Consider the following 26,299-nt stretch of genomic DNA (forward strand, 5'->3'; position numbering starts at 1 on the left):
CGAACCCGAGAACCCCCAGATCCCAGGAGAGCGATGACAGACGCCTCGACCGCCACCGATATTCCGGAGTTCCCGATGTCGCGGGCGCCGGGTTGTCCGTTCGCCCCGCCGCCAAAGGTGTTGGAGCTCAACGCCGGCACCCAGCTGAGTCGCGTCCGGATCTGGGACGACAGCACGCCGTGGCTGATCCACGGCTACGAGGCGATCCGGGCGTTGTTCACCGATTCGCGCGCCAGCGTCGACGACCGGCTGCCGGGATATCCGCATTGGAACGAGGGAATGCTGGCGACCGTGCACAAGCGACCGCGGTCGGTGTTCACCTCCGACGCCGAGGAGCACACCCGATTCCGCCGGATGCTGTCGAAACCATTCACCTTCAAGCGCGTTGAGGCGCTCCGGCCGGCGGTGCAGAGCATCACCGACGACCACATCGACGCGTTGCTGGCCGGCCCCAAGCCCGGAGACCTGGTCAGCACGTTGGCACTGCCCGTCCCCTCTCTGGTGATCAGCCAGTTGTTGGGTGTGCCGTACGAAGACGCGGATTTCTTCCAGACCCAGGCCCAACGGGGCATGGGCCGGTACGCCACCGAGGAGGACACCGCACAGGGCGCGGCATCGTTGGCGAAGTACCTGGCGAACCTGGTGCGGACCAAAATGGAAAGCCCCTCCGAGGACTTGGTGTCCGACCTCGCCGAGCGGGTCAACGCCGAGGAGCTCAGCGTGCGGGAAGCCGCGCAGTTGGCCACGGGTGTGCTCATCGCCGGCCATGAGACCACCGCCAACATGATCAGCCTGAGCATCGCGGCCTTACTCGACCACCCCGACCAGCTGGCGCTGCTGCGCGACGCCGACGACCCGAAGGCGATCGCGGTCGCGGTCGAGGAATTGATGCGTTACCTCAGCATCATCCAGACCGGTCAGCGCCGCATCGCCGTCGAGGACATCGAGGTGGCCGGCGAGACGATCCGCGCGGGCGAGGGCATCATCCTCGATGTCGCGCCGGCGAACTGGGATGCCCGGCAATTCCCCGACCCGGAGCGGCTTGACCTGCTCCGCGAGGACGGCCCGCACGTCGGTTTCGGCTACGGCCGCCACCAGTGCGTCGGGCAGCAACTGGCCCGGATGGAGCTGCAGATCGTCCTGCCCACCCTGCTGCGCCGCGTCCCGACGCTGCGGCTCGCGGTGCCGCTGGAAGAGCTGCCGTTCAAACACGACGCGCTGGCGTACGGCCTTTATGAGCTTCCGGTCGCATGGTGAAGCCCGGTCGGCTTCGCCCGCGAACCCTCTACCCGGAGGGTGTGATCGGTGCGCCCAAACACCGCCGCGGCCACGCCACCGGTGCCAGCACGGGGCTGCCCCCCGGCACCGAGGTGTTCTCCGCCGACAACCACATCTCGGTGGCCGACGACATCTTCTACGAGCACTTCCCCGACGACCTGAAGGATTACGCGCCGAGAATCTGGTACGAGGACGGCGCGTACCTGCTCGGCCGACCGGGGCAGTCGATGGTGGTCGGCGATTTCAGCGCGGTGCTGATGCAATACGACGATCTGGCCGGCGCGGTGAGCAACAACATCGATGCCCGCGTGCGTGAACTCGCCGAGGACGGCGTCGACAAGGAACTCGTTTTTCCCAACGCGGTCCTGGCGCTGTTCCACTACCCCGACAAGGACCTGCGGGAGCGCATCTTTCGTATCTACAACGAACACATTGCCGCCGTGCAGGAACGCTCCGGCGGCCATTGCTACGGCGTCGGTTTGATCAACTGGTGGGATCCGCGCGGCACCCGGCGCACGCTCTCGGAACTGAAGGCACTGGGGCTCAAGACGTTTCTGATGCCGATCAGTCCCGGCATCGACGACAACGGCCACGCGATCGACTTTTCGAGCACCGCGATGAGCGCGGTGTGGGACGAGATCGAGGACGCGGCCCTGCCCGTCGCCCATCACATCGGCGAGAGCCAGCCGAAGGTGCCGAGCGAGGTCAACAGCGTCGCGGTGGCCATGATGGTGAACATCGACTCTTTCCGGGAGATGTTCTCCAAGTACGTCTTCGGCGGCATCCTGGACCGCCACCCGGGGCTGCGGGTCGGCTGGTTCGAGGGCGGCATCGCCTGGATCCCACCGGCTCTGCAAGACGCCGAGCACGTGCTGGCCTCCTATCGGCACATGCTCGCACACCAGCCCGAGCATGACGTGCGTCAGTATTGGGACGCCCACATGTGCGCGTCGTTCATGGTGGACGGCCTCGGGCTCGCCCAGGTCGACGAGATCGGGATCGACAAGGTGATGTGGTCCTCGGACTACCCGCACAACGAAAGCACCTACGGATACTCGGAGCGGTCGCTGGCCGCGGTCGTTGACGCCGTCGGGCCGGAGGACGCGGTTCGCGTCGTCAGCGGGAACATCAGAAACTTCCTGGGGCTCTCATGACCGATTCGCTCGCCGCTCGCGGCTCCGTGATCGATATTCCCGACGAACCGGACCGGGTCCGCATGCGGGCCGAGATCGGGGCGCGGCTGCGGTCCGCGATGGCCGACCACGGCGTCGACGCGTTGATCCTGTTGATGAACGGGTATGTGGGGTACGCGACCGGCGCCAGCTGGCCGCTGCTCGACGCCGGCCTGTCACACGTGGAGCGCCCGGTCGCCGTGGTGCTCGCCGACGACGAATACCCGCACCTGTTCATGCCGTTCCGCGGTGGGGCGTCCGCGGAGTCACCGGTACCCGACGACCATCTGCACGGTCCCGTCTACCTCGAATTCGACCACGGTGTCGAACAGTTCGCGCGCGAGTTGGCCGGGCTGATCCCGCCGGCCGCGAACGTCGCCGTGGACGAGCTGACCGGGGCGATGCGCAGGGCCGGCCGCGCGCTGTTCCCCGCGGGCGCGCCGACGGACGCGGCGATCGTGCTCGCCGACGCGCAACTGGTGAAGACGCGTGACGAGCTGTCGTGCCTTCGCCGCGCGGCCCGCATCACCGAACAAGCCATCGTGGACGTGCAGCGGGCCCTGGTGCCGGGGGTGCGGCAGACCGACCTCTCGGCCACGCTGGTCCGTCGCGCATTCGAGCTGGGAGCCACCACGAACATGCTGGAGGCCATCTGGCAGGTGATGCCGAGTTCGCGGGAAGCCGGGGTGTGGACGACGCATGGCGACCTTGCGCTGCCGCTGCTGCCCACCGATCGTGAGCTCACCGCCGGTGACGTGCTGTGGACCGATATCAGCATCACCTACCTCGGCTATTGCTCGGACTTCGGCCGGACCTGGGTGGTCGGCGAACGGCCCACGCCGCGACAGCAGGACCAGTTCCGGCAATGGCGGACCATCCTGGACGCGGTGCTCGCGGTGACCAAAGCCGGCGTCACGTCGGGTGATCTGGCGCGGGCGGCGATCGCCGCCAATGGCGGCCGCAAACCGTGGTTGCCGCACTTCTACCTGGGGCACGGCATCGGCACCTATCCCGCCGAAGCTCCCATGATCGGAACGGATCTCGGTGAAGAGTTCGACGACCACTTCGTCTTCCCGCCCGGGATGGTTCTGGTTCTGGAGCCCGTGGTGTGGGAGGACGGCACGGGCGGCTATCGCAGTGAGGAGATCGTGGTGATCACCGAAGACGGCTACCAGCCGATCACCGACTACCCCTACTCCCCCTATGGCGACTGACCTGCTACCCGACGCGTACGCGCTGCGGACGGGCCGTCGGGAACGCGCGCTGGCCCAAATGGATGCACACGGACTCGACATCCTGGTGCTCGGGCGGCAGGCCAACATTCGTTACGTCACCGGCGCCCCGCAGCTGTGGATCGCCGGGACGCGGCCGTTCGGTCCGATGTGCGTGCTGGTGCGCGCCACCGCGGACATCTACCTCAACAGCACCGACGACGCGGGCGTCCCGGAAGAGATCGGGCACGATCACCTTTACGGATTGGCGTGGAACCCGATGACCCTGATCGACGTGCTGAAGAAGATCGACGGCACCGACACGGCACGGCGCGTCGGAACCGACGCGATCACACCGACTTTCGCCGCGTTGCTGCCCGAAGCCTTTCCCAACGCCGACATCGTCGACGGCGAACCGGCCATGCGGGCGGCGCGGCGGGTCAAGACGGCCGACGAGATCGTGGCGATGACCACCGCGCTGCGCATCTCCGAACGCGGATTGGCCGCGGCCCTCGGCGAATTCGGGCCCGGAGTGCCGGAGCGGACGCTGGCCGCGGCGATGATGGAGGCCATGGCCGCGGGCGGCGTCAGCACACCGGCCACCCAGGACGCCGCCTGGGTCACGTCAAAGGAGCACCCGTGGCGGCGCGCCGATTCGGGGGAGGTGCGGCCGGGTGACCTGGTCGCGTTCGCGGCCGGGGCGCTGGCCAATGGCTACGTCGCGGAGGTGGGTCGAACCTGGCCCGCGGGCGATACCGTCGACAGCTCTATCCGCAAGTTATTTGGCCGTTCGGATGTGTTGTACGACAACATGCTTGCGGCCTGTCAACCCGGCGCGCCCACCTCCGACTTGGTGACGGCCTATCAGGCGGCCGGCGAACCGATTCCACCGATGCCGATCGCACACGGCCTGGGGCTGGGGTTCGATCCACCCGTGGTGTCGCAAACACTGATGGCCGCCGGCGAACGGGACCAGCTGGAGGCGGGCATGGTGCTGGCGATCACCGCGTACGTCTGGCAGGAGAGCGTCGGGGCGGTATTCCGGCGGGATACGGTCCATATCACCGAGGGCGGCGCAGAGGTGATGACGACCAGCCCGGTGTGGGACGGCACCTGATCACTCCCCAGCCCTCCGCCGGACCGCTGAAATCACTTGTGTCACTTTGGCTTCAGTGGCCTCTGCGAGGCCATTTTTGTCGGTAGGGGTGGCTAGTTTGGCGATATGAGTCCAAGCAGTCATCCAGATGTCGACGCGGTGTTCGACGACCTTGATGCAGCCTTGGCTCGCGCCCGCGCGTTGCCCGTGGACGCGATGACCGTCTCGCAGCAGCTGGCAATGCTGGAACGCAGTGAAGGGGCACGCCGACAACTACCGGCCATCGAGCACCCGCTGATCAATAGCCTGGCACGCCGGGCCACTCCCGAAGAACTCGGCGGAAAGCTGTCCCATGCGATCGCCGAATCGGTGTTGATCAGCCGCGCCGAAGCGTCGAGGCGCATCAAGGAGGCGACCGACCTCGGGCCGCGTTCCGGCCTGACCGGCGAGCCTCTGGAGCCGCTGTTGCCGGCGACGGCTGCCGCCCAACGCGAAGGAAAGCTGGGCGCCGGGCAAGTGGCCGTGATCCGCAGGTTTTTCCATCATCTGCCGGGATGGGTGGACTTCGCCACCCGCCAGGCCATCGAGGCAGACCTGGCCACGCACGGCACGCAGTATCGCCCCGAACAGCTGGCCGAGCTGGCCGACCATATCGCCGACTGCCTGAACCCCGACGGCACCTACACCGACGAAGACCGCGCCCGGCGGCGCGGTCTCGCGCTGGGCAAGCAGGGCCCCGACGGTATGTCCGAGCTGCGCGGCATGCTGTCCCCCGAGCTGCGCGCCACCCTGGAAGCGGTGCTGGCCAAACTCGCGGCACCCGGCATGTGTAGCCCGCTGGATGACACGCCCTGCGTCGACGGGACACCGACGCAAGAGGCGATCGACCGCGACGCCCGTAGTGCCGCCCAACGCAACCATGACGCGCTGCTGGCGGCGTCACGTGCGTTGCTGGCCTCGGGAAAGCTGGGTCAGCACAACGGGTTGCCGGCCTCCATCGTCGTCACCACGACGCTGCAAGAGCTCGAGTCGGCCGCCGGGCGCGGCCTGACCGGCGGCGGCACCACCCTGCCGATGAGCGATGTCATCCGGCTGGCCCGCCACGCGCACCAACTTGTTGAATTGGGAGCAAGAGAGCGTGGCCTGCAGCCATGCTTCTCTAGGCGGTGGCCGGCTCCGCTCGACGCGCACCTGTCACCGGTAGGGGTTGACTTAGTAGTGACCTGCGTCCGGTCATCGCCGCAAACGAGGAGTGGCTTGAGAGAGGCCTGCTAAGCCGAAAGTTGATGTGCCCTCCTCGCTTTCAACATATCGAAGTGAGGAGTGAGACATGTCAGCGGTATTAACCATCGACCGACGGGTGGTGATCGCCATCGACCCCCACAAAGCGTCGTGGACCGCCGTCGCAGTCGGCGAGTCTCTGCAGCCCTTGGCCACCTTGCGGGTATCGGTCAGCCGGGACGGCTACCGGTCACTGCGCCGCTTCGCGCGCGCCTGGCACGCCAGCATGTGGGCCATCGAGGGGGCGCACGGAATGGGCGCTCCGTTGACCGCCCAGCTGGTCCACGATGGAGTGGACGTCATGGACGTTCCCGCCAAACTCGCTGCCCGCGTACGGCTTCTGTCCACCGGGCACGGTCGTAAGAACGACGACGCCGACGCCGTGTCGGTCGGGATCGCCGCTCTCAACGCCGCCCACCTCACGACGGTCACCGTCGATGACGCCGCGACCGCGCTACGAGCAATAGTCGAACACCGCGAGGATCTGGTGAAGACCCGCACTCAAACCATCAACCGGCTGCACGTCCTGCTCACCAAGCTGAGCCCCGGCGGAGCATCGGGCACTTTGACCGCCGAACGTGCCGCTACGCTGCTAGGCGCGATCCGTCCCCGAGATGCCGCCGCTAAGGCATTGCGCGCCTTGGCCGTCGACATGGTGGCCGAAGTCCGTCACCTCGACCGCCGCATTGCCAAGGCCGCTGGCGACATCCAGTCCGCGGTCACCACCTCGGGCACCACCCTCACCGAGCTGCACGGCATCGGAACAGTCTCGGCCGCCAAGATCATCAGCCGCGTCGGACACGTCCACCGATTCCGCTCAGCAGCCGCCTTCGCCACCTACACCGGCACCGCCCCCATCGAGGTGTCCTCCGGCGACGTCGTCCGCCACCGGCTCTCCCGCGCAGGTGACCGCCAGCTCAACGCCTGTCTGCACGTCATGGCGCTCACCCAGATCCGCTCCGACACCCCCGGCCGGACCTACTACCAGCGCAAACGATCCGAAGGGAAGAGCAAACGCGAGGCCATGCGCTGCCTCAAACGACGCCTCTCCGACGCCGTCTACCGACAACTAACCCGCGATGCCCACCCAGACGAGGCGGACCCGGGAGGACACTCGGGGGCGACTCTGTTGTCTCGCGCGATCGGCTAATACCCCGTACACCGACACTTCAGACAAGTCACTTCCCGGGCCCGCAATCACACGCTACAACCAACACCCTTGACACAGAGAGGCGTCACTACTTGGCCGTCTTCGACGAGGGCAAAGCGTTGGCGCTGTACCACACCAAGCGGCTCGCCTCGCGCGGCCAGCGGATCATGTTGTATGCCAAGGACCGTGGTTGCTCGGCACCCGGCTGCACCGTGCCTGGCTATCTCTCCGAGGTCCATCACGTCACCGACTGGGTCAAGTGCCGCCGCACCGACATTGACGGCCTCACCTTCGCCTGCGGCGCTCACCACCGCATGCTCAAACCCGGCGGTTGGACAACCCGCAAGAACGCCAGGGGCGACACCGAATGGGTACCGCCGCCCCGCCTGGACAGGGACCGGCCACGCACCAACACTTTTCACCATCCGGAGAAGCTGCTGCGCGACGATGACGATGACGACGACGACGACGACGCGGCTTAGCTCAGCGGGGCCACTCCGTCAAAGCGGCGTCCAGCAGCTCGCCAACACCATGCCGGTCCCACAGGAACAGCAGATTCGACAGCATCTGCAGCGGCGCTCGCACGCTCTCGTCGTCGCGAATGAGCGGGTGCGTGCGGCTGTCTGGGATGGCCTCGAACCGCTTGCGGATCATCGCGGGCACGCCCAGGAGCCAGGTGACCCCCATTGCCGCCGCGTAAAGCAAGGTGTCCCGGCGCAACCGAACCGGATCGAGTTTCGGCCCGCCGTAACGATGGAACTCGGTCGCAAACAGCTGCAGCAATTCATCGAGATGGGCGTCCCACAAATCGGTCTCGGCGCCCGACATGGCGCCCCAGATCGCCATGCCCAGGTTCATCTGGCCGACGCACCCCCAGTCCATCAGGCCGCAGCACAGAGCGCCGCCGGTGTCGCGCCAGAACCACGCGTTGTCGATGTTGGCGTTCCAATGGCACAGCGCGACATAGTCGGAGTCTTCGGCCAGGAGGCCGGTGATCGCGTGCTCGTGGTGCGCGAGCCGCGGCACTTCTGCACGCAGGCGGGCCATCAACGCCGGCGAACCGCCTGGCAGCAATCCGTCATGAGCCTGGGTGAACGCGGCCAGTTGGTCCACTCGGCGAACCAGCTTGTCCGTCGACAGCGGCGCACGCTCCCCCACCGTCGCGGCCGCCACGTCCAACGGGAACGCCGCGGTCAACTCCGGCAACCTCCCGGACCGGTGGGTGCCGGCAAGCCGGGCCAGCGCGGTGAGCAGCGCGCGGTAATGCTCCACGGGCTGCTGCATCTCGTAGTCGAGGCACTTGTGATACTGCGGTTCGATTCCGTTCTGGCCGAAACGGATCCGTTCGGTGATCAGGATCCCGGTGCCGGTCTCGCCGTGGTAGTCGGCGAATTGCGGCTTCGGTACCGCGATGGGAAACCCCTGCGCGCGGGACAGCGCCGCGAACCGCACCTCCGGCTCCATCTGCGCCTTTCCGCGGTCCCGCGCCGGGTCGTCAAAGTCGCGCGAGAACTTGACGAACAAGTCCGTGGGCAGACCGGGTGCGGGTCCGGCGTATTCGACTGTGAGAGCGACCTTGCGCCCGGTGCTGCCGCCGGCGACCTCACGGAACCCGGTCACCCGAGTAACGCTGTTGTCCCGCAATGCTCCGGATGCGAGTAAGGCCTCGGTGAGAAAGCGCGCACCGCCGCTGTGCAGCGCCGCCGCGTCGGCGGGGAACGCCAGCCCATAACGGTCGCCGACGGCCCAATGCGAACTCAATTGATTACCAGGTTTGTTCGGCCGCGCGCACCAGCATGTGGTTGACGGCCACCCGACGGTCGCGGGTCACCATGAACAGCACCGCGTCGGCGATGTCTTCCGGGCGCAGCTTGACCATGCCGGCGGTCTGGCGCTCGACCGCTTCCCGCGACGACTCGGCGAGGTGGCTGAAGATCTCGGTGTCGACGGTTCCGGGGCCCACCACGCCGACGCGGACCCGCTTCCCGAGCACCTCCTGGCGAACGCCCTCGCTGAACGCGTTGACCCCGAATTTGGTCAGCGAGTAGACGGCCGTGTTGGGCCGGGCCACCCACCCGGCGGTGGAACTGATGGTGACCAGATCGGCGACGCCACGCGGCGAGTCGGCGGCGGCGTCGATCAGGTGCGGCAGCGCCGCACGGGTGACATACAGCACGCCCTGCACGTTGACCGTCACCATCGCGTCCCAATCCCGCAGCGAGGCCTCAACCGCTGGTCCGGATTGCATGAGTCCCGCGTTGTTCACCACGGTGTCGAGCCGGCCGAACTCCGCGACGGCGCGCCGCACAGCCTCCGACACCTGCTCGGCGTCGGTGACGTCGGCCGGCACGGCCAGCGCCGTGCCACCGGCGGACTCGATCTCGGCTTTCAGATCGGCGAGCCGCTCGGCGCGGCGCGCGAGCAGGGCCACCGCCGCGCCTTCGGCGGCCAGTGCTTTGGCCGTCGCGGCCCCGATACCGCTGCTGGCGCCGGTGACCAGCGCCGCGGTGTGTGCAAGCGTCCCCGTCATGCGCCCAGTATCCCGTGGACGACGTACTCGGAGTCCTCGCCCAGATCCGGGGCGCCACGGGCGATGCGCGCCTGACCGCGCGCCATCCGCCAGGACGGGCCGACGATGGGCCGCTGGCCCTCACGGTGGTCGCTGACGAATCGGAACAGTTCGCGGTCCCAGAGTCGTTGGTCGCCGATCACGTCGAGGGCCGTGGCGCTCTTGACCGCCGGGACCCCGGCCGCGCGCAGGCGATGCGCGAGGTGCTCGGCATCGTGGCGTGCCGTGAGTTGCGCCAGGTCGGCGGCGAGCGTTGCGGCGTGGCGCCGCCGCTCGGCCATGGTGGCGCAGCGCGGCTCCCGGGCCAACGGTCCCGCACCGAGCACGTCGCACATGGCCCGCCACTGCGCGTCGCACTCGACGGCCACCGCGACCCAGGCGCCGTCCGCGCACGGATAGCAGCCATGCGGGCACAGGTCGGGGTGGTCGTTACCGTTGGGCTCGAGGCGACGCCCGGTCAACGCTTCCTGGAGCAGGCTGTCGCCAATCATCGTCGACAGGGTTTCCACCGCCGACAGGTCGACGAACTGACCGGCTCCGGTGAGTTCGCGATGCAGCAACGCCACCACGGCGGCGTAGGCGGCGGCCGCGCCGACGGTCGAATCGCCGTAGCGCATGCTCGTCCCCAAGGGTGGCCCACCCCGGTAGCCGACCAGTGACGCGAGCCCGGCCAGCGCGGCGAAGCTTGGCGCGTAACCGGTTTGATGGCCCAGCGGTCCGTCGTTGCCCCACATCTTGATCGACACCGAGATGATGTCCGCCTTGATCTTCCTCAGGTGTTCATAGCCCAGGCCCTGCCGTTCCATCGCGCCTGGGCGCAGGTTGTTGATCACGATGTCGCTGTGGGCGATGAGGTCACGCAACCGCGCCATGCCCTCAGTGGACTTGATATCGAGATCCACACTGAGGATTTCGGGGTTGATGCTCAGGAAGTAGGGCGCGTGGTCGATGTCGGTGCCGCCGTAGGCCCGCATCTCCTCCGGGCTGCCCGCCGTCTCGATCTTGATGACCTCGGCGCCCAGCATCGCCAGCAGCTTGCCCGCGTAGGGGCCGGCCCACACCTTGGTGAGCTCGACGACCCGGACCCCTTCCAGCGGCCCACCGCGCGATTCCCTGGGCGGCTTGAGTTGCGCGGAAACGACCTGCGGCCGCGGGCGGGGCGAGCCGATGCCTTCCAGAACCCGCCCGGTGTGCTGGCCGAGCATGGGTGCGGCGGAGGTGATCCGGGCCGGGGAAGCGCTGAACGCGTACGGCACCGTGGGATACGCGGCGTCGCCGAGCAGCGGGTGCCGGACGTGCTGGAAGAAGCCGCGGTGGCGGTATTGCGGCGACTCGTGCAGGTCGGCGGCGCCGTTCACCGGAACCAGCGGCACGCCCAGGCGCTGAGCGTCCTCGGACGTCGCCTCCTTGGCACGGTCGCGGACCCACGCCGCGAAGCCCCGCCGGAATGCGGCAACCCTTTCCGCGGTGACGGAGAACTCCAGCCAGTCGTCGTCGAACGCATCCAGCCAGTCCGGTTGACCCATCAGCTCTTTGAGGCCCCGCCAGTGGGCGCGGCTGGTCATGTAGAGGTACACGAACCCGTCGGCGCACGCGAAAAACGCTGCCGGACCGGCCTGGTCGTAATCGCCGCGGTGGCCTTCGGCCATGACCTCGCCCGTGATGAACCGGCCGAGGATGCAGTCGGCGCGGGAAACCAGCACGCCGTGCGCGGAGATGTCGATGGAGTCGCCGTGACCGCTGTGCAGGCGCCCGAACAGTGCTGCCGTCACGCAGAGCGCGGCCTCCAGCCCCGCTTCGTAGTCGGCCAGGAACCGGCCGGGCCCCTGCAGCGGCGGCCTGGCGGGGTCGGCATGGCTGGGTGTGTGGTAGCCCCAGCCGCTGGCGTGGAAAACGTTGATGCTCTTCGCATTGGCGAACTCGCGGGGGGCGTCGCGCCCGAACGGTGTGATCGAGCAGAACACCACGGCCGGATGGCGCTGCGACCAGTCGGTGGCCCCGTCGCTGATGACCGCGTCGGCGCTGTCGATGAGCCGGTGGACGGTCTCGACGTCGCCGTCGGAACCCAGATCCAGCACGACCGACTGTTTGTTGGTGTTGAGGTACGCGAACAGCCCGCTCCCGTCACACCCGTCGGCCACGATGGGTGCCATCGCCCGCGTCGGGCTGCCGCACCCCGGCGCCTCGACCTTGGTGACCTCGGCGCCGAAGTCCGCCAACAGCTTTCCGCAGTACTCTCCCGCGACGGAGCCGGCCAGCTCAACGACCCGGAACCCCGTCAGCGCCGACATGCCAGCCCGTCCAATGGGTCAGGGCTTCGCGCGCCCGGAGCGGCTCAGCCGCCACTCCGGCGGGAAGTTCAGGTCGTTGTCCTTGACCACATTGTTCAGGCCCTTCTCGAAGGTGCCCGCGGTCAGGTCGACCTCTTCTGCGTCGTTGGTGATCATCGGGAGCATGCCCTCGACCATGCCGGTGAGCAGGCTGCCGAAGTATTCGCCTTTGTGCTGTTTGTAGAGCTCCAGGAAGGTCTTCTGCACCGCGACCGTGTCGGTCGGCCGGGAGCGCGAACACGCCATCGCGTACTTCAGCGTCTCTTCTTCCAGCTTCTCCCGGGGCACCACGCTGTTGATGAAGCCGCATTCGTACATCTCTTTGGCGGTGAACGGGCGCCCGGTGAACAGCATTTCGGAGAACTTGCGCAGGCCCATCGTCTCGGCCCACCACCACAGCCGCGGGCCCCAGCCCACGTAGCGGAAGGCCGGGTGCCCGAACAGGGCGTCGTCGGAGGACACCACCAGGTCCGCGTCGCCGGCCTGGTAGAAATGCCAGCCGTAGCAATAGCCCTTGGCCTCGATGATGCTGATCTTGCGCAGCTCCTGAAGCGGGCGGTTTCCGGCGCGGGCCTTGGCGTAGAAGTCGGTGACCGTCGACAGGTAGCGGTAGGACCCGCCGGGCGGGTACTTGACGTCGTCGTCGTTGATCGCCAGCTCGTGCAGCAGCGGCATCCCGGGGTTCTCCAGCATTCCCCGCTGTTCGGGCAGATCGCCACCGCTCCCGAAATCCTCACCCTCGCCGCGGATCACGACGACCTTGACGTCGTCGTCGACGTTGCACTTGTGGATCAGGTCGGCGTAGTTCTGCCGCATGCCCAGGGTGGTGGAATTCAACTCCTCGGGTCGGTTGAAGGTGATGTAGGCGATCCGGTTCTTCTTGTCCTTCTCGAACTTGATGAACCGCTCGGCTTCCTTCTTCATTTCTTCGTAGTCGTACTCGGGCATGGTCTTCTCCACCTTCTCTTGAACGTGCGCCTATTTGAGCAAGCTGCCCGCGTCGACGGGAAGCGAAACGCCGGTGACATAACGCGATTCGTCAGAGGCGAGGAACAGGACCGCGTTGCTGATGTCAGCGGGTTCCATCCACGGCACGGGCAGGGTGTGCATCATCTGGGAAATGGGGGCGAAGGCGTCCGGTCCCGGGTTTTCCAGGTCGGGGCGGAACAGTCGAAACGTATTGTCGTTCATCACCATTGTGGTGCTGACCTGGCTGGGTAGCACCGCGTTGACGCGGATCATGTGCGGGCCCAGCTCCACGGCGAAGGCACGCATCAGGCCGATGACGCCGTGTTTGGCCGCGACGTAGTGGCCGGTGTTCGGATAGGCCTTGAGCCCGCCGACCGAGCTGGTCAGCACGATCGATCCGCCCCGGCCGCCCGCGAGTACGTGCGGGACGCCGGCTTTGACCGTGTGCCAGACGCCGGTCAGGTTGATGTCGATCATGTCCTGCCAGACGTTCTCCCGAATCTTGTGCAGCTTCCTGCCGTCGGTGCCCACGCCCGCGTTCGCGACGATGATGTCGAGCCGCCCGAGCTGTTCCACACCCCCGTCCACCGCGGATTTGAGCCCCTCGTAGTCGCGGACGTCCACCTGCGCGGTGACGACGCGACGGTCCTGGGCTTTCACCAAGTCGGCCGTCTCGGCCAGGTCTTGCGGCGTCGAGTGGGGATAGGCCAGGTTTTCGATCGGCCCGCAGACGTCGATCGCGATGATGTCGGCGCCCTCCTGCGCCAGGCGCACCGCATGGCTGCGGCCCTGGCCCCGGGCGGCGCCGCTGACGAACGCGACCTTGCCCTCGACGCGGCCGGTCATCTGGGCACCAGGGCAGGCATGCACTCCCAGCCGCGCACCGTCGACGTCGGGCTCAGCGTGGCATTGGCCAGGTCGATCTCCCACTCCGGGAATCGCTTCAAGATCTCCTCCAACGCGACCCGGCCCTCCAGGCGCGCGAGCGCCGATCCCAGGCAGAAGTGGGTGCCCACACTGAAGGTGAGGTGGGGGCGGACGGTCCGGTGGATGTTGAATTCGCCGGCGTCGGGCCCGAATTGGCGTTCGTCGCGGCAGGCCGCACCGATGAGCATCATCAGGACACTGCCCTCGGGCACCGTCCGGCCATAGAGCTCGACGTCGCGGGTCACATACCGCGAAACGTGGGGGGCGGGCGGCTCGTAGCGCAGCAACTCCTCGATCGCCTGCGGGATCAGCTCGGGATGCGCGGCAAGGTCGCGACGCTGGTCGGGGTGCTCGGCGAGAACCTTTCCGGCCCAACCGATCAGCCTGGTCGTGGTCTCGTTGCCCGCGCCGGCCACGACGTTGAGGTAGACCAGGATCTCGTCGCGGGTGAGCCGCCGCGTGGTGCCGGCCTCGTCGACGAATTCGACGTTGAGCAGCTCGGTCATGATGTCATCCGACGGATGGTCGGCGCGCCAGTCGATGTAGGCCTCGAACTGCTCGCCCACCGACAGCCCGTGCTCGGCCGCGGCCATCGGCTTGCCCGCCTCGGTGCGCAGCTGCGCGTTGCCGCGGTCCCGGATGTACACCTGGTCGTCCTCCGGGATGCCGAGCAGCGAGCTGATGACCTTCATCGGCATCTGTGCGCCGAGGTCGGCGACGAAGTCGAAGTGCCCCGAGCCGATCAGCGGGTCCAGCAGTTGGGCGCAGTAGTCGCGGATCATCGGCTCGAGCGCCGCGATCCGTCGTGGGGTGAACATCCGCGACAACAGCTTGCGGTGCACGTCGTGAATCGGCGGGTCTTCGAAGATGAGCATCCCCGAGGGAATCTCGAGGTTCGCCTTGATCAATTCCAAAATGGCGCCCCGGGCGGAACTGAAAGTCGCGTGGTCGACCAGCGCTTTGTTCACGTCGGCATATCGGCTCACCGCGAAAAAGTCGTATTCGGCGTTGTAGTAAAGCGGCGCCTCTTCGCGCAGCCGCGCGAACATCGGATACGGGTCGGCGATCAGCTCGACGTCGTACGGGTCGAATCGCACATGGCTCTCGGTGCTCGTCGTCACGAAATCCCTCCTACGGGAGCCTTTTACCGGGCATCCCCGCCACCTGGCAGCGCCGGATCCGGATCGGGCAATTTATACACTCCGCTTAATTGCATTTGCTGCGACTTGCGCATGGGCTGGGTCGAAATCCGCCCCTCAGCGTGGCTTAACTCTATTCTCGTAGAGAACCATACGGGGAATGGTCTGGCAAGACCCCATGCCGTGCTCACCCAGTCGCCGTGGCGCGCCGCACCGGGCGCCGTCCTGCGGACTCGGTCAGCCGGCCCCGGTGGGGGCTGCGCAGAATGCCGGCCGCGATGGCCGAAAGGATCCCGTCGAGCCGCTCGGGGGTGTCGACGATCCGGTCGCCGTGTGCGAACCGCAGCAGCAGGCCGTTGATGAACGTCAGCGTCACGTTGCTCAGATCCTCGACCACCGCGGGATCCAGGTCCGCGCCGTGCGGCATGAGCTGAACCAGGATCTCGCGATGCAGCTTGGTGAACTCGTCGGTGGCGCGCTGCAGGATGGCGGCCAGCGACGGGTCGCGGGCGGCCTGCATGGTCAGCTCGTAGCGGGCCCTGGTCCTGGACAATTGCGGCTCGTCGCCGGATCGGATGACCACCTGCGACAGCCGCGAGGGCGACGGGTTGCCTCCCCGGCCGTCGGAGTCGTCGGCGACGGACTGCAGGTCGGCGAGGTCCAGCTCGGCGAGGCGTTCGGCCACGGCGCGCAGCAACGCCGAGCGGGTGCGGAAATAGAACGACGTCGTCCCGTCGGGCACCTCGGCCTTGCGGTCCACCTTGAGATGGCTCAGCCCCTTGGCCCCGTCGTCGGCCAACAACTGAATCGCCGCATCGCAAAGGTCGCGGCGGCGCGCACCGGGATTAGGCTTGCGACGTTGCTCCATGGCGTCCTCTCCGCTCGAGACGCTACTCTATATTCGTAGTGCCGGTAAAGCGTGCCGCCCCCTTTTGTGCCGGGCTCATTTGCGGTGCGGTTCCGGCTGGAAGAATGGCCGGATGATTCGACGCCGGACCGGTGACCCGGTGGACGCGGTGACGCACCGGCCCACGCGTGGCCGATTGCGCGTCACGGCCGCCTGGCTGGCGTGCAGTGGCTTGCTCGGCGCGCTGACGTGCGCCTGCCACGCGACGCGGCACCAGGCGGCGCCCACCACGTCGACCACTACCCCGGCACCCACGACAACCGCGCCGGTCACGCCGGCCGCACCCATCGTGAAAATCGCGCCGCTGCCGGTTCGCCCGGTCAACAAGTCGCAGCCGACCAGCCCGCAGAAGTGCCCGGCCGCCGACCCGAATCACGGCGTGGCGCCGACCGATCCGCTCACCACGTGCGACATCGGGCGAACAACGTTGTACATGCTCGGCCCGGAGACCATGCAACTCGGGCTGCTGCACGTCGACCCGCCGAGGTCGCTGACCGCGGGTTTTTACGACGTGACCCTGAGCCTGGATCCCTCGTCGGCGGCCGCATGGGCGTCATACACCGGCGCCCACCTGCAGGACCACGTGGCCTTCGTCCGCGACAATCTCGTCATCGAGGCGCCGATCATCGAAGAACAGGTCACTTCCGGACGCATCGCGCTGACCACCCAAACGGCCGAGGGGGCCGCACAACTGGCCCAGCTGGCCGGTCGGCCCACCTGACACGGCGCCCGGCGTCCGCGTATTCGGGTCTCCGCCAGGGGAATTCTTGCGGAGATCAGCCCCGAGGCCGGCTACCCCGGGATCAGGTGCAGGGAACCCCGTGCGGGCCGCCGATCCAATGGCCGGGCGGGGCCTGCCAGGGACAAATCTGCTTGACCTGCCCAGGCGGCAGCGGATTCCAGTGACCATCGTCGACCACGTGCGGACCCGGTGGGACCGGCGGAGGCCACGGTCCCGGGTGGGCCTGCGCCACGCCGGTACCGAGACCGAGTGCCGCCGCGCTCAACGCGCCGGCGACGGCGGCTTGACCTGCGATTTTCTTGAGATTCACCATTTCTGGCCCCCTCTCGGTCCAGGGCTCGCCAGAGGCGGCGTCCGCGCTGCGCGGATAGGACCGATTTCCCGACCTCAAATTGTCACGAGAGGGTTACCCCAGGTCGCTAAGTAGCAAACCTCTCGGGGAGCCGACTCAGCCATCGCGGTCGGCGGCGGGGCGGCGCGCGAACGCGGGGGCATGCTCGGGCCGCACGCCGACGCCGACGAAGTAGGCCGGTACGGCCGACAGCCACGGCAGCCGCTGCATCAGGCCGAGCAGCGCCGCCGGCGGCGTGGGATCCGCACCGCGCAGCAACGGCCCGAGCAACATCCGGTGCAGCACCTGCTGGACCAGTTGCGTCACCACCGTGGGGAACACGCGCCTGCGGTGCACCGCGGCGAGTTCGCGCCGGCCGACCCGGTGCCGCCGCAGCGGTTCAGCCAGCACCGTCGCGGCGGCGACGGCATCCTGGACGGCGAGGTTGATGCCGACGCCGCCCAGCGGCGACATCGCGTGCGCCGCATCGCCGATGCACAGCAGCCCCCGAGTGTGCCAGCGACGGAGCCGATTCACGTGCACGTCCAGGTGTTTGACGTCGTCCATGGATTGCAGCGCCGCCACCGATTCGGGCATATCGGGAAGCAGCTCTTGGACGTCGCGCCGGAACGCCTCGATGCCGCGCGCCCGCAGCTGGGCGTCGGTGCCCTTCGGCCCGAGATACGCGATCTGGAAATAGCCCTCGCGCGGGATCACGGCGAGCCCCTTGCCCGGGCCCAACCGTGGCAGGAACGAATATTCGGTGTCTTCCTTGTGCGGCAACCGAAACCACCACACGTCGAACTTCACCGGGTATTCGCGCGCCTCAAGCCCCGCCGCCCGGCGCGCGACCGACCAGCGGCCGTCGCAGGCCACGGTCAACTCCGCCCGCAGTTCGCCCGGACCGTCGGGACCGCGGTAGCGCACTCCGGCAACCCTGCCGTCGTCCCACAGGAGCCCGGTGACTTCGGTGTTCATCCGCAGCGAGAAGCTCGGCTCCGCCTGTGCCGCATCGGCCAGCAGGTTGAGCAGGTCCCACTGCGGCACCATCGCGACGAAGGGATGCGGCTGGCGCAACCGCTCGAAGTCGACGTAGGTCACCGACCGCCCGTCGGATTCGAGCTTCGCGGTGCGGACCTCGGTGAAAGGCAACGCCGCGAAGGGTTCCCACAGCCCCAGCTCGTCGAGCAGTCGCATGGTGGTCGGGTGGACGGTGTCGCCGCGGAAGTCCCGCAGGAAGTCGCCGTGCTTCTCCATCAGGGTCACCTGGACACCCGCCCGGGCCAGTAACAGCCCCAGCACCATGCCGGCCGGGCCGCCACCGACGATCGCGCACGTCGTCGTCTCAGCTGTCGTCTCAACTGTCGTCTCAGCTGTCGTCTCAGCTGTCGTCTCAGCCATCAGAACTCACCCGTCACAGCTCGAGGTCGAACACCGAGACGGGGTCGAGGATCACGCCGTTTTCCTCGACGTAGCGATCCCACAACGCCAGCAGGTCGGCCAGCTTGTCGGGGTGGGAGTCCGCCAGGTCGTGGATTTCTCCGGGATCCGAGGCCAGATCGTAGAGCTGCCAACTGCCCGGGCCGTACGGTGCCGGCAGGTGCAGCGCCTTCCAGTCCCCCTGCCGAATGGCGCGGCGTCCGAACAACTCCCAGCCCGTGCCGGTATCGGCGCCGTGCACCGTTTCCGCGCCGCCCGACAGGTATCCCACCAAAGAGCGGCCGCGCATCGGTGCCACTTCGCGCCCGCGATACGCCGCCCCGGGATGCGTGGCGCCCGCCAGTTCGAGCACCGTCGGCGCGATGTCCATCACGGTGCTGAACGCGGTGCCGATCTGTGCTTGCCGGTCGAATCCGGGCCAGGTGATGAAACCGACCACCCGGATCCCGCCCTCGGTGGTGAACGCCTTGTGCAGCCGCGACGGCGCCGTGGCGGCTTGCGCCCACCGCGGCCCGTACCAGATGAACGAGGAGGGCCGGCCGAGGTTGTCGACGCTGTTGTCGCAATGCTTTTCGATCTGCTCGGCGATGCGGGGACCGACCAGCGGCATCGCTTCGACGATTGCGCCCTCGGCACCGTTGTCGGACAGGAAGATCACGACCGTGTCGTCGAGTTCGCCGGTCTCCGAGAGGAAGTCGATCACCCGGCCGATATTCCAGTCCATCCGGTCGACCATGGCGGCGTAGACCTCCATGCTGCGGGCCGACACCGCACGCTGTTCGTCGGTCATGTCGGCCCACTCCGGGGCGCCGTCGGCGACGACCGGGTGCGGCTCGACGTCCGGAGGGCACAGGCCCAGCCCCTTGAGGGCCGCCAGGCGTTCCTCGCGCAGCGCGTCGGGGCCGGCGTCGTAGCGGCCGCGGTACTTCGCGATCGATTCGTCCGGGGCCTGCAGCGGCCAGTGGGGCGCCTGGAAGGGCAGGTACGCGAAGAACGGCCGGTCGTCGCCTGGTGCGCGTTCCCCCAGGTACTGCAACAGCTTGTCGGTGTAGGAGTCCGACGAATAGAAGTCGTCCCCGACGGTGACGAACCGGTCGTCCTCGGTGTAAAGCGTAGGCACCGGCGAGAAACTCCGGGCCCCGCCGCCGCCGAAGTGGCTGGCCCCGGCCGGCAGCAGCGCGAACGACCGTTCGAATCCGCGTGCCCAGGGCGATGTCTCGATGGTGGCGCCCAGATGCCACTTGCCGGACATCAACGTCAGGTATCCGGCGTCGCGCAGCAGTTCAGGCAAGGCCACCACCCTGTCGTTGAGGTAGCCCTCGTACCCCGGGGCGCCGCGGAAGCCGGGGCCCGCGACCTCCAGCATCGTGCCGATCCCCGCAACGTGGTGGTCCGTTCCGGTCAGCAGCATCGCCCGGGTGGGCGAGCAGGCCGGCGCGGAATGGAAGTCGGTGAACCGGAGGCCGGCGTGGGCGAGCCGATCCAGGTTGGGTGTCTCGATTTCTCCGCCGAAGGCGCCGATATCGGAAAACCCGAGGTCGTCCGCAACGATCACGAGGAAGTTGGGCCTCTTCACGCTGAAGCATCCTGCCAGGTCCGGCCGCGGTGCGGAATGCCGCCGCGACGGCACGTCGTTATTGTCAGAGCGGCGCCATGCGCGCCCGCGAGACGGGAAGGGCCCTTGAAGATGCTGACACAGTTCGGGATGTCCATTCCGCTGGTCGCCGCCCCGATGTCGGGCGGCCCGACCACGCCCGCGATGGTGTCGGCCGCGAACCGCGCCGGCGCCCTCGGCCTGCTGGCCGCGGGTTACAAGACCGTGGAGGCCGTCGAAGCGGAACTGAAAGAGGTTCGGGCCGAAGGCATCCCGTTCGGCATCAATCTGTTTGCACCCAATCCCCTACCAGTCGATACCGGGAGTTACCGGGCGTATGCCGCGATCGTTCAGCGCGACGCCGACCAGTTCGGCTTGACGCTGCCCCCGGAACCCGTCGAGGACACCGACAAATTCGACGAGAAGATCGCGCTGTTGCTCGACGACCCGGTTCCGATGGTGTCGTTCACGTTCGGCATCCCGCCGCGCGGTGTGATCTCCGCGCTGCAGAAAGCCCAGAGCGTGGTGGTCCAGACGGTGACCACGCCCGAGGAGGCGGTGCAGGCGCGTGACGCCGGGGTCGACATGCTCGCCGTGCAGGCCGTCGCCGCAGGTGGTCACTCCGGCACGCTCTCGCCCCGGAAGCCGTTGACGCCGGTACCGATCGCCGAGCTCGTCGCACGGGTCGTCGCGGCGGTGCCGCTGCCGGTGATGGCGGCCGGCGGGCTCGCCACCCCCGCCGCCGTGGCCGAGGTGATCCGCGCCGGGGCGGCGGCGGCCGCCGTCGGGACGGTTCTGTTGCGCGCCGACGAAAGCGGCGCCTCGGCCACCCACCGGGCGGCCCTGACCGATCCCAGGTACACCGAGACGGTGCTCACGCACGCCTTCACCGGCCGCCCCGCCCGCGGGCTGCGCAATGCGTTCATCGACGCCCACGAGGCCCAGGCGCCGCTGGGCTATCCCGCCCTCCACCACCTCACCAGCCCGCTGCGCAAGGCCGCGGCCGCGGCGGGCAAACCCGACTTCGTCCACCTCTGGGCGGGCACCGGGTACCGCAACGCCACCGCCGAACCGGCGGCCGACATCCTGCGGCGGCTGGCTTCCGACCTGTGATGGCTTAGAACTCGAAGCGGTTCAGCACGTCGTAGTTGCGGGCGCCCGCAAACCACATCACCCGGTAGATGGTCCGCACCGCCGTCGAGTCGATCCGCTGGTAGCCCGCCAGGGTCGACGTCTGTTCGAGCAACCGCAGCCTGGGGTTCCACGCCTGCAGCTCCCGCGCGTCGCGGATACCCCACTTGATGATCCCCCTGGTGAACAGCTTCGACAGCAGCGGCGCCAGCGCCGACAGCGTGTCGAAATGCATTTCCCCACAGTCGAATCGGTCGGTCAACCGCTGTAGCAGCTGCCGCACCTGCTGCTCGGTCAAATACATCAGCAGGCCCTCGGCGACCACCAGCGTGGGGCGCCCGGCCGGGACCTGATCCAGCCACCGCGGATCGGTCACCGACGAGCCGATCATCCGGTAGCGCTCCGTGTCGTCGTAGAGCCGCCGCCTCAGCTCGATCACGGCGGGCTGATCGACGTCGAACCACGAAACCGACGACGGCACCGGCAGCCGGAACGCCCGGCCGTCGAGGCCGCACCCCAGATGCAGCACCACCGCGTCGGGGTGACGCCGCAGGAACGCCGCGCACCAGTCGTCGAGCGTCTTGGCCCGCAGGGCGACCAGGTACTGGTTGGACGCCGGCAGCGAGCTGCGGTGGATTCGCTTGAAGTCGTAGTCGATGCGGTCCACCGCTTCCGCGGCGGTCTTGTCATTCAGAATGGGCCGGCGGGAACGGCTTTCGCACGCGCGCAGGTAGAGCGTGACGAGGTTCGTCCACTCCACCGAGCCCCAGGACACGGAGCTGAAGTCGACTCTGGCGGTGGCCATGTCGGTCAGAACGCGTCGGGATCGCGCTGCACTGCCACCGGCACGGGATGCCGGTACAGGCGGGACGCGTTCTCCCAGGTGAACTTGCGAATCACGTCCGGGGGCAGGTCGCCGACTTGTTCGTGGATGGTCTGCTGGGTGTGCGGCCACGTGGAGTCGCAGTGCGGGTAGTCGGCTTCCAGCATGATGTTGTCGACACCGATCCGGTCGCGCTGGACGAACGACGATTTGTCCTCCACGGCGCAGAACCAGAAGTTCCGCGTGAAAACCTCCGCCGGAGTGAGGCTTTCGCCCAGGGCCTGCCAGGTGCCGTACATCGCGTGATAGCTGAGCATGTGGTCGAGCCGATCCAGCAGCCCGGCGACCCAACCGATTCCGCCCTCCGACAGGCAGATCTTCAGGTTGGGGAACCGGCTGGGCAGGCCGGAATACAACCAGTCGACGGCCGCGGAGATCGCGTAGGCGAAGAACAACACGCCCTGCACGTCCGGCGGCGCGTCGGCGGTGGTGGACGGCGACGACCCCGACGAGCCGATGTGCAGGTTCACCACCGTGTCCGTCTCGGCGCACGCCGCCATCATCGGGTCCCAGTGCCCGGAGTGAATGCTCGGCAGGCCCAGCATCGCCGGGTTCTCGCTGAACGTCACCGCGTGGAACCCACGCTCGGCGTTCTCGTAGATCATCTTGGCGCCGAGCTCGGGGTCCAGCAGCCAGGGCAGCTGGCACGGAATGATGCGTTCGGGATACGAGCCCGCCCACACCTCCAGGTGCCAGTCGTTCCACGCGCGCACCGACGCCAGCGCCAGCTCGCGGTCGCCGGTGACCTGCTGCAGCCGCTGGCCGGCGAATCCGGGGAGAAAGGACGGGAAGTTGAGCGAGGCGTAGATGCCGTTGAGGTCCATGTCCTTGACGCGCTCGTGAATATCCCAGGCGCCCCGGCGCATTTCGTCGAACCGCACCGGTTCGAAGCCGTATTCGGCCACCGGCCGGCCCACGACCGCGTTGAACCCGACGTTGGGCAGTTCCCGGCCGTCGTAGACCCAGGTCTGTCCCCCGATGTCGGTTTCCACCACTTTGGGTGCACGGTCGGCGAATTTGCGCGGCAACCGTCCGGTGAAGGTGTCCGGCGGTTCGACGATGTGATCGTCAACCGAGATCACCGTGTAGCGCCGCGGCGCCCGGGGCGGGTCCGGCAGGAAGGTGACCGAACGCTGCTCACCGGTCTTGGCGGTGGTGAAGCTGAGGTCGGCGGCCAGCTCGTCGATCGATTTCACTCGTCAATCTCCTTGCCCGACAGCGTCGTTGAGTGTGCGCTTCACGTGAGCACGTCGGGATCGGCCTTGATGGTCATCCTGGCGGCGCCCGCCCAGTACACGTCGGCGGCCCGTTCGACGAGCGACCGCTGCATGCCCACCATGTCCGACCAGTCCATGGCCACCGGCTGGATGCCGGTGAGCAGCACGTCGTAGGCCAGCTTGCAGACCCGTTCGATGGACGCGGCGCGGTAGACGGCCTCGGGCAGGGTGCGCCCGGTCGCGATGACGCCGTGGTTGGCCAGGATGGTCAGGTTGGCGGCGCCGATGCGGGCGGCCAGGTCGGCGGCGCGCGCCGGGCTGTCGACCTCGCCGTCGTAGGTGTCCACCAGGCACAGGTCGTCGAGAAAGAGCGAACCGGTCTGGTGCACCAATTCGGGCAGCCGGCCCAGCGCGGCGAGTACGCAGACGTAGTAGGGGTGGTTGTGGATGACCACCCGGGCGTCGTCGCGGACGCGGTGCAGCTCGGTGTGGATGTGGATCGCCGGGGTGACGTCCCAGCGGCCGCGCAGCACCCGGGCGTCGGCGTCGACCACACAGATGTCGGACGCCGTGATCTCCTGCCACCACAGCCCCCACGGATTGACCAACATGTCCGTCTGGCCGTCGGGTTGCCAGGTGATGTGTCCGGCCATGTTCTCGGCGAACCCGATGGCGGCCAGGTGGCGGAAGGCCACCGCGAGCGCCTGCTCGTCGGACAGGTCGACCCCGATCGGGGGAACCACCGACGGTGCCCAGACCTCCAGGCCGCCCCGGCGCGCGTTAGGAGCATTCATGATCGGCCTCCGTTCTGGCTCGAATATCCTCGCGGAGCCGGCCTTTGGCAACCTTCCCGCCCGACGAGCGCGGGAGGTCGTCGACCACGATGAGCCGCTCGGGCAACAGCTCCTTGGACACTCCCAGCGCCAGCAGGTGTTCGACCAGCTCGGGCAGGTCGATCGTCGCCGAATCGACGAGTTCGGCGTAGAGGCAGACCCTTTCGCCGAACACCGGATCGGGCATCGCGACCGCCGCCGCCACCGCGATGGCGGGGTGGGTGGTGACGGCGTCCTCGACCTGCGTTGCGCTGATGTTCTTCCCCCCGCGCAGGATGAAGTCGGAGGTTCGCCCGGTGACGGTCAGATACCCATCCGCGTCGATTTCGCAGAGGTCCCCCATGCGCATCCAGCCGTCTCGGGTGAACAACTTGTCGTGATCGGTCCCGCCGAGATAGCCGAGGCTGGTCGCCGGGCCGCGGCAGGCCGGCTGACCTTTGCCCGTCGCGGTCACGTCCCTGTCCCCGTCGAAGAGCCGGACCGCCATTTCGGGCACGATCCGGCCGCCGGTGCGCAGTCGGCGTTCTCGCGTGTCGTCGAGGCTGGTGGCGCTCAGCATCCCGGTTTCGTTCGAGCCGTAGAACTGCAGGATCTTGGCGCCGGTGAGCTCCTCGAACTCGGCGGCCGGCCGGTACGGCAGCGCCTCGCCGCCGGTGAACACGACGCGCAGCGAGCTCAGGTCATGGTCGCGGGTCGCGGGATCCGCCATCAGCATGGTCAACTGCGTACTGACACAGCACAATACGGTGGCCCGGTGCCGGGATATCGCCTCGCAGGCCGCCCCCGTGCTGAACCGTCCCAGAATGACCGCGGTGGCGCCCAGATAGATAGGCGTGGTGTGGCTGGTCCACAACCCGAAGCCGAACGGCATCGGGATGACCGGCAGGAAAACGTCTTCCGGCGTCAGCAGCCCGTTGGCGACGGCCTTCTGGTGGAAGTAATACCAACGGTTCTGGGTGTGCACCACGCACTTGGGCTGGCCGGTGGTCCCCGAGGTGGAGTTGATGAGGAAGACATCGTCGGGCCCGAGCCGGGATTCGGCGCCAAGCGCCTTGGGCGCCACCCGCACGTCGAGTCGTGGCGCGCCGGCGTCCGTGCTCAACATCAGCGTGGGGAGCGCAAGCTCGCCGGCGACGGCCGCCGCGGTATCGCCGCGCTGCGGGTCGCTGATCAGGATGTGCGGCTGGGCGCTGCGCAGTATCGCCGCGACCTCACGGGCTCCGGCGCGCGCGCCGATGCCGACGACGACGGCCCCGCAGCGCTCGATCGCCACGAACAGCACGTGCAGGGCAGCGGAGTCGCCGTGCCACACCGCGACCCGGTCGCCGGGAGCCGCGCCCGCGCCGGCCAGGCTTTCGGCCAAATCGGTCGCAATGCTGTCGAATTCGCGCCACGTCAACGATGCCCCGGGGTGGTCGACGTAGGCGGGGCGATCCGGGAACCGTTCGGCGTTGGAACGCACCGTGTCCGACAATGTCGTGTCAGACCACCATCCGGCAGCCCGAAACCGGGCCGAGTCCTCGGCACTGAACGCCGGCGAGGACTCGATCTCCATCAGCCGATGATAGGAAAGCGGCCGGCGGCCTCGTCGGGTAACGGCCCCCTAGGGGTTCTCCGGGGCCGGCGCGGCCGCGTCGTGTTGCGGGTCGCTAACGGGGCCCGGAGGACGGGGGCGCGGCTTATGGCAGTTGCGCGTGCAACCGCAGTTGAGGCCGATGATGCAGCCGCCCCCGCCGGCGGGTTGGACCGGCAGGGCGCCGCCCGGGGCAGGCGGGGGCGGGGTCACGCTCGACGAAGAAGCGGCCGCCACGGCCACGTCGCCGGCCGACCAACCGAACGCCACGACCAGCGCGGCCCCGCAGGCGCACAGCGCCATGGCCGTCCTGCTTCGCCCGTTCCCCACGCCTGACCACTCTAGTAACTCGCGTCGCCACGCGCAGAACACGCGCGCACTTCAAAGGACACTCCAAGAACTCGTCAAGGATCCGCCAAGGGCAGCCGCTCACGGTGAAGCAGCCCGGCGCCCTTGGGATCGGTAGCGCCGGGGGTGGTTTGCACTTGCCACAAGACGCTGCCGCCGACGGCGGCGAACTACACGG

Annotated in this window: 21 protein-coding genes and 1 pseudogene; 9 read left to right on the forward strand and 13 right to left on the reverse strand. The window is 68.1% G+C overall.

The annotated features are described in order from the left end of the window. Positions 1–33 precede the first annotated feature (33 nt). The 7 genes and pseudogenes from C1737_RS06430 to C1737_RS06460 all read left to right on the forward strand — a co-directional run. Positions 34–1,257 carry a cytochrome P450 gene (locus C1737_RS06430; RefSeq protein WP_068099266.1) on the forward strand — a complete coding sequence of 408 codons (1,224 nt, stop codon included), beginning with the start codon at positions 34–36 and terminating at the stop codon, positions 1,255–1,257. Further along, the gene (locus C1737_RS06435) at positions 1,251–2,432 is read left to right on the forward strand and encodes an amidohydrolase family protein (protein WP_068099265.1); all 1,182 of its coding nucleotides are present in this window, start codon (positions 1,251–1,253) and stop codon (positions 2,430–2,432) included. Before C1737_RS06430 ends, C1737_RS06435 begins: the two co-directional genes overlap by 7 nt. Next, positions 2,429–3,664 (forward strand): Xaa-Pro peptidase family protein, encoded by a 1,236-nt coding sequence (locus C1737_RS06440; protein ID WP_068099264.1) that lies wholly within the window; start codon positions 2,429–2,431, stop codon positions 3,662–3,664. Before C1737_RS06435 ends, C1737_RS06440 begins: the two co-directional genes overlap by 4 nt. After that, a complete protein-coding gene (locus C1737_RS06445) occupies positions 3,654–4,778 on the forward strand; it encodes a Xaa-Pro peptidase family protein (protein ID WP_068099263.1) in 1,125 nt (374 codons plus the stop codon). Before C1737_RS06440 ends, C1737_RS06445 begins: the two co-directional genes overlap by 11 nt. A gap of 105 nt (positions 4,779–4,883) precedes the next feature. Continuing rightward, positions 4,884–6,032, forward strand: a complete 1,149-nt coding sequence (locus tag C1737_RS06450; protein ID WP_102417534.1) for a 13E12 repeat family protein — start codon at positions 4,884–4,886, stop codon at positions 6,030–6,032. A gap of 55 nt (positions 6,033–6,087) precedes the next feature. Beyond that, complete coding sequence (locus C1737_RS06455; protein WP_068097618.1) at positions 6,088–7,188, forward strand: IS110 family transposase; 1,101 nt, start codon at positions 6,088–6,090, stop codon at positions 7,186–7,188. An 83-nt stretch (positions 7,189–7,271) separates the two neighbouring features. Continuing rightward, positions 7,272–7,670 (forward strand): annotated as a pseudogene (locus tag C1737_RS06460) (DUF222 domain-containing protein); the annotation flags it as partial. Between the two features lies 1 nt (position 7,671). Here the strand turns inward: C1737_RS06460 and C1737_RS06465 are convergent. The 7 genes from C1737_RS06465 to C1737_RS06495 all read right to left on the reverse strand — a co-directional run bounded on the left by C1737_RS06465 (position 7,672) and on the right by C1737_RS06495 (position 15,990). Beyond that, positions 7,672–8,949, reverse strand: coding sequence for a hypothetical protein (locus C1737_RS06465; protein ID WP_068095152.1), 1,278 nt, complete (start codon positions 8,947–8,949; stop codon positions 7,672–7,674). A gap of 4 nt (positions 8,950–8,953) precedes the next feature. Further along, on the reverse strand, positions 8,954–9,718 hold the full coding sequence (locus tag C1737_RS06470; RefSeq protein ID WP_068095155.1) for an SDR family NAD(P)-dependent oxidoreductase: 765 nt from the start codon (positions 9,716–9,718) through the stop codon (positions 8,954–8,956). Then, positions 9,715–12,048, reverse strand: a complete 2,334-nt coding sequence (locus C1737_RS06475) for a CaiB/BaiF CoA-transferase family protein (RefSeq protein ID WP_068095158.1) — start codon at positions 12,046–12,048, stop codon at positions 9,715–9,717. Before C1737_RS06475 ends, C1737_RS06470 begins: the two co-directional genes overlap by 4 nt. 18 nt (positions 12,049–12,066) lie before the next feature. Beyond that, positions 12,067–13,035, reverse strand: a complete 969-nt coding sequence (locus C1737_RS06480) for an enoyl-CoA hydratase/isomerase family protein (RefSeq protein ID WP_102417807.1) — start codon at positions 13,033–13,035, stop codon at positions 12,067–12,069. Between the two features lie 30 nt (positions 13,036–13,065). Beyond that, a complete protein-coding gene (locus tag C1737_RS06485; RefSeq protein WP_068095160.1) occupies positions 13,066–13,902 on the reverse strand; it encodes a mycofactocin-coupled SDR family oxidoreductase in 837 nt (278 codons plus the stop codon). Then, positions 13,899–15,104, reverse strand: a complete 1,206-nt coding sequence (locus C1737_RS06490; protein WP_068095163.1) for a cytochrome P450 — start codon at positions 15,102–15,104, stop codon at positions 13,899–13,901. The genes C1737_RS06485 and C1737_RS06490 overlap by 4 nt, the downstream gene beginning before the upstream one ends. 205 nt (positions 15,105–15,309) lie before the next feature. After that, positions 15,310–15,990 (reverse strand): TetR/AcrR family transcriptional regulator, encoded by a 681-nt coding sequence (locus tag C1737_RS06495; RefSeq protein ID WP_068095165.1) that lies wholly within the window; start codon positions 15,988–15,990, stop codon positions 15,310–15,312. A 175-nt stretch (positions 15,991–16,165) separates the two neighbouring features. Here C1737_RS06495 and C1737_RS06505 point away from each other — a divergent pair, with 175 nt between their 5' ends. Continuing rightward, positions 16,166–16,750 carry a preprotein translocase subunit SecD gene (locus C1737_RS06505; RefSeq protein WP_369804392.1) on the forward strand — a complete coding sequence of 195 codons (585 nt, stop codon included), beginning with the start codon at positions 16,166–16,168 and terminating at the stop codon, positions 16,748–16,750. Between the two features lie 469 nt (positions 16,751–17,219). On the opposite strand, the gene C1737_RS06515 is transcribed toward C1737_RS06505, so the two are convergent. Beyond that, positions 17,220–18,503, reverse strand: a complete 1,284-nt coding sequence (locus C1737_RS06515; protein ID WP_082972879.1) for an FAD-dependent oxidoreductase — start codon at positions 18,501–18,503, stop codon at positions 17,220–17,222. A 13-nt stretch (positions 18,504–18,516) separates the two neighbouring features. Beyond that, the gene (locus C1737_RS06520; RefSeq protein WP_068095223.1) at positions 18,517–20,118 is read right to left on the reverse strand and encodes an arylsulfatase; all 1,602 of its coding nucleotides are present in this window, start codon (positions 20,116–20,118) and stop codon (positions 18,517–18,519) included. Between the two features lie 111 nt (positions 20,119–20,229). Between C1737_RS06520 and C1737_RS06525 the strand changes: the two genes are divergently transcribed. Then, positions 20,230–21,249, forward strand: coding sequence for a nitronate monooxygenase family protein (locus C1737_RS06525; protein WP_068095169.1), 1,020 nt, complete (start codon positions 20,230–20,232; stop codon positions 21,247–21,249). Between the two features lie 4 nt (positions 21,250–21,253). On the opposite strand, the gene C1737_RS06530 is transcribed toward C1737_RS06525, so the two are convergent. The 4 genes from C1737_RS06530 to C1737_RS06545 are packed head-to-tail and all read right to left on the reverse strand — an operon-like array spanning position 21,254 to position 25,755. Then, positions 21,254–22,072, reverse strand: coding sequence for a class I SAM-dependent methyltransferase (locus C1737_RS06530; protein WP_068095171.1), 819 nt, complete (start codon positions 22,070–22,072; stop codon positions 21,254–21,256). Positions 22,073–22,077: 5 nt separating this feature from the next. Next, complete coding sequence (locus tag C1737_RS06535) at positions 22,078–23,346, reverse strand: amidohydrolase family protein (protein ID WP_068095173.1); 1,269 nt, start codon at positions 23,344–23,346, stop codon at positions 22,078–22,080. A gap of 41 nt (positions 23,347–23,387) precedes the next feature. Beyond that, positions 23,388–24,161 carry a class II aldolase/adducin family protein gene (locus C1737_RS06540; protein WP_068095177.1) on the reverse strand — a complete coding sequence of 258 codons (774 nt, stop codon included), beginning with the start codon at positions 24,159–24,161 and terminating at the stop codon, positions 23,388–23,390. Beyond that, positions 24,148–25,755 (reverse strand): class I adenylate-forming enzyme family protein, encoded by a 1,608-nt coding sequence (locus C1737_RS06545; protein ID WP_068095179.1) that lies wholly within the window; start codon positions 25,753–25,755, stop codon positions 24,148–24,150. Before C1737_RS06545 ends, C1737_RS06540 begins: the two co-directional genes overlap by 14 nt. Between the last annotated feature and the right edge of the window lie 544 nt (positions 25,756–26,299).

This window comes from Mycobacterium sp. 4858 (assembly GCF_900240975.1).
GTDB lineage: Bacteria > Actinomycetota > Actinomycetes > Mycobacteriales > Mycobacteriaceae > Mycobacterium.

Coding starts and splice junctions, on each gene's coding strand:
- C1737_RS06430 (WP_068099266.1), top strand. CDS start 34: ATGACAGACGCCTCGACCGCCACCGATATTCCGGAGTTCCCGATGTCG.
- C1737_RS06435 (WP_068099265.1), top strand. CDS start 1,251: ATGGTGAAGCCCGGTCGGCTTCGCCCGCGAACCCTCTACCCGGAGGGT.
- C1737_RS06440 (WP_068099264.1), top strand. CDS start 2,429: ATGACCGATTCGCTCGCCGCTCGCGGCTCCGTGATCGATATTCCCGAC.
- C1737_RS06445 (WP_068099263.1), top strand. CDS start 3,654: ATGGCGACTGACCTGCTACCCGACGCGTACGCGCTGCGGACGGGCCGT.
- C1737_RS06450 (WP_102417534.1), top strand. CDS start 4,884: ATGAGTCCAAGCAGTCATCCAGATGTCGACGCGGTGTTCGACGACCTT.
- C1737_RS06455 (WP_068097618.1), top strand. CDS start 6,088: ATGTCAGCGGTATTAACCATCGACCGACGGGTGGTGATCGCCATCGAC.
- C1737_RS06470 (WP_068095155.1), bottom strand. CDS start 9,718: ATGACGGGGACGCTTGCACACACCGCGGCGCTGGTCACCGGCGCCAGC.
- C1737_RS06475 (WP_068095158.1), bottom strand. CDS start 12,048: ATGTCGGCGCTGACGGGGTTCCGGGTCGTTGAGCTGGCCGGCTCCGTC.
- C1737_RS06480 (WP_102417807.1), bottom strand. CDS start 13,035: ATGCCCGAGTACGACTACGAAGAAATGAAGAAGGAAGCCGAGCGGTTC.
- C1737_RS06485 (WP_068095160.1), bottom strand. CDS start 13,902: ATGACCGGCCGCGTCGAGGGCAAGGTCGCGTTCGTCAGCGGCGCCGCC.
- C1737_RS06495 (WP_068095165.1), bottom strand. CDS start 15,990: ATGGAGCAACGTCGCAAGCCTAATCCCGGTGCGCGCCGCCGCGACCTT.
- C1737_RS06515 (WP_082972879.1), bottom strand. CDS start 18,503: ATGGCTGAGACGACAGCTGAGACGACAGCTGAGACGACAGTTGAGACG.
- C1737_RS06525 (WP_068095169.1), top strand. CDS start 20,230: ATGCTGACACAGTTCGGGATGTCCATTCCGCTGGTCGCCGCCCCGATG.
- C1737_RS06530 (WP_068095171.1), bottom strand. CDS start 22,072: ATGGCCACCGCCAGAGTCGACTTCAGCTCCGTGTCCTGGGGCTCGGTG.
- C1737_RS06540 (WP_068095177.1), bottom strand. CDS start 24,161: ATGAATGCTCCTAACGCGCGCCGGGGCGGCCTGGAGGTCTGGGCACCG.
- C1737_RS06545 (WP_068095179.1), bottom strand. CDS start 25,755: ATGGAGATCGAGTCCTCGCCGGCGTTCAGTGCCGAGGACTCGGCCCGG.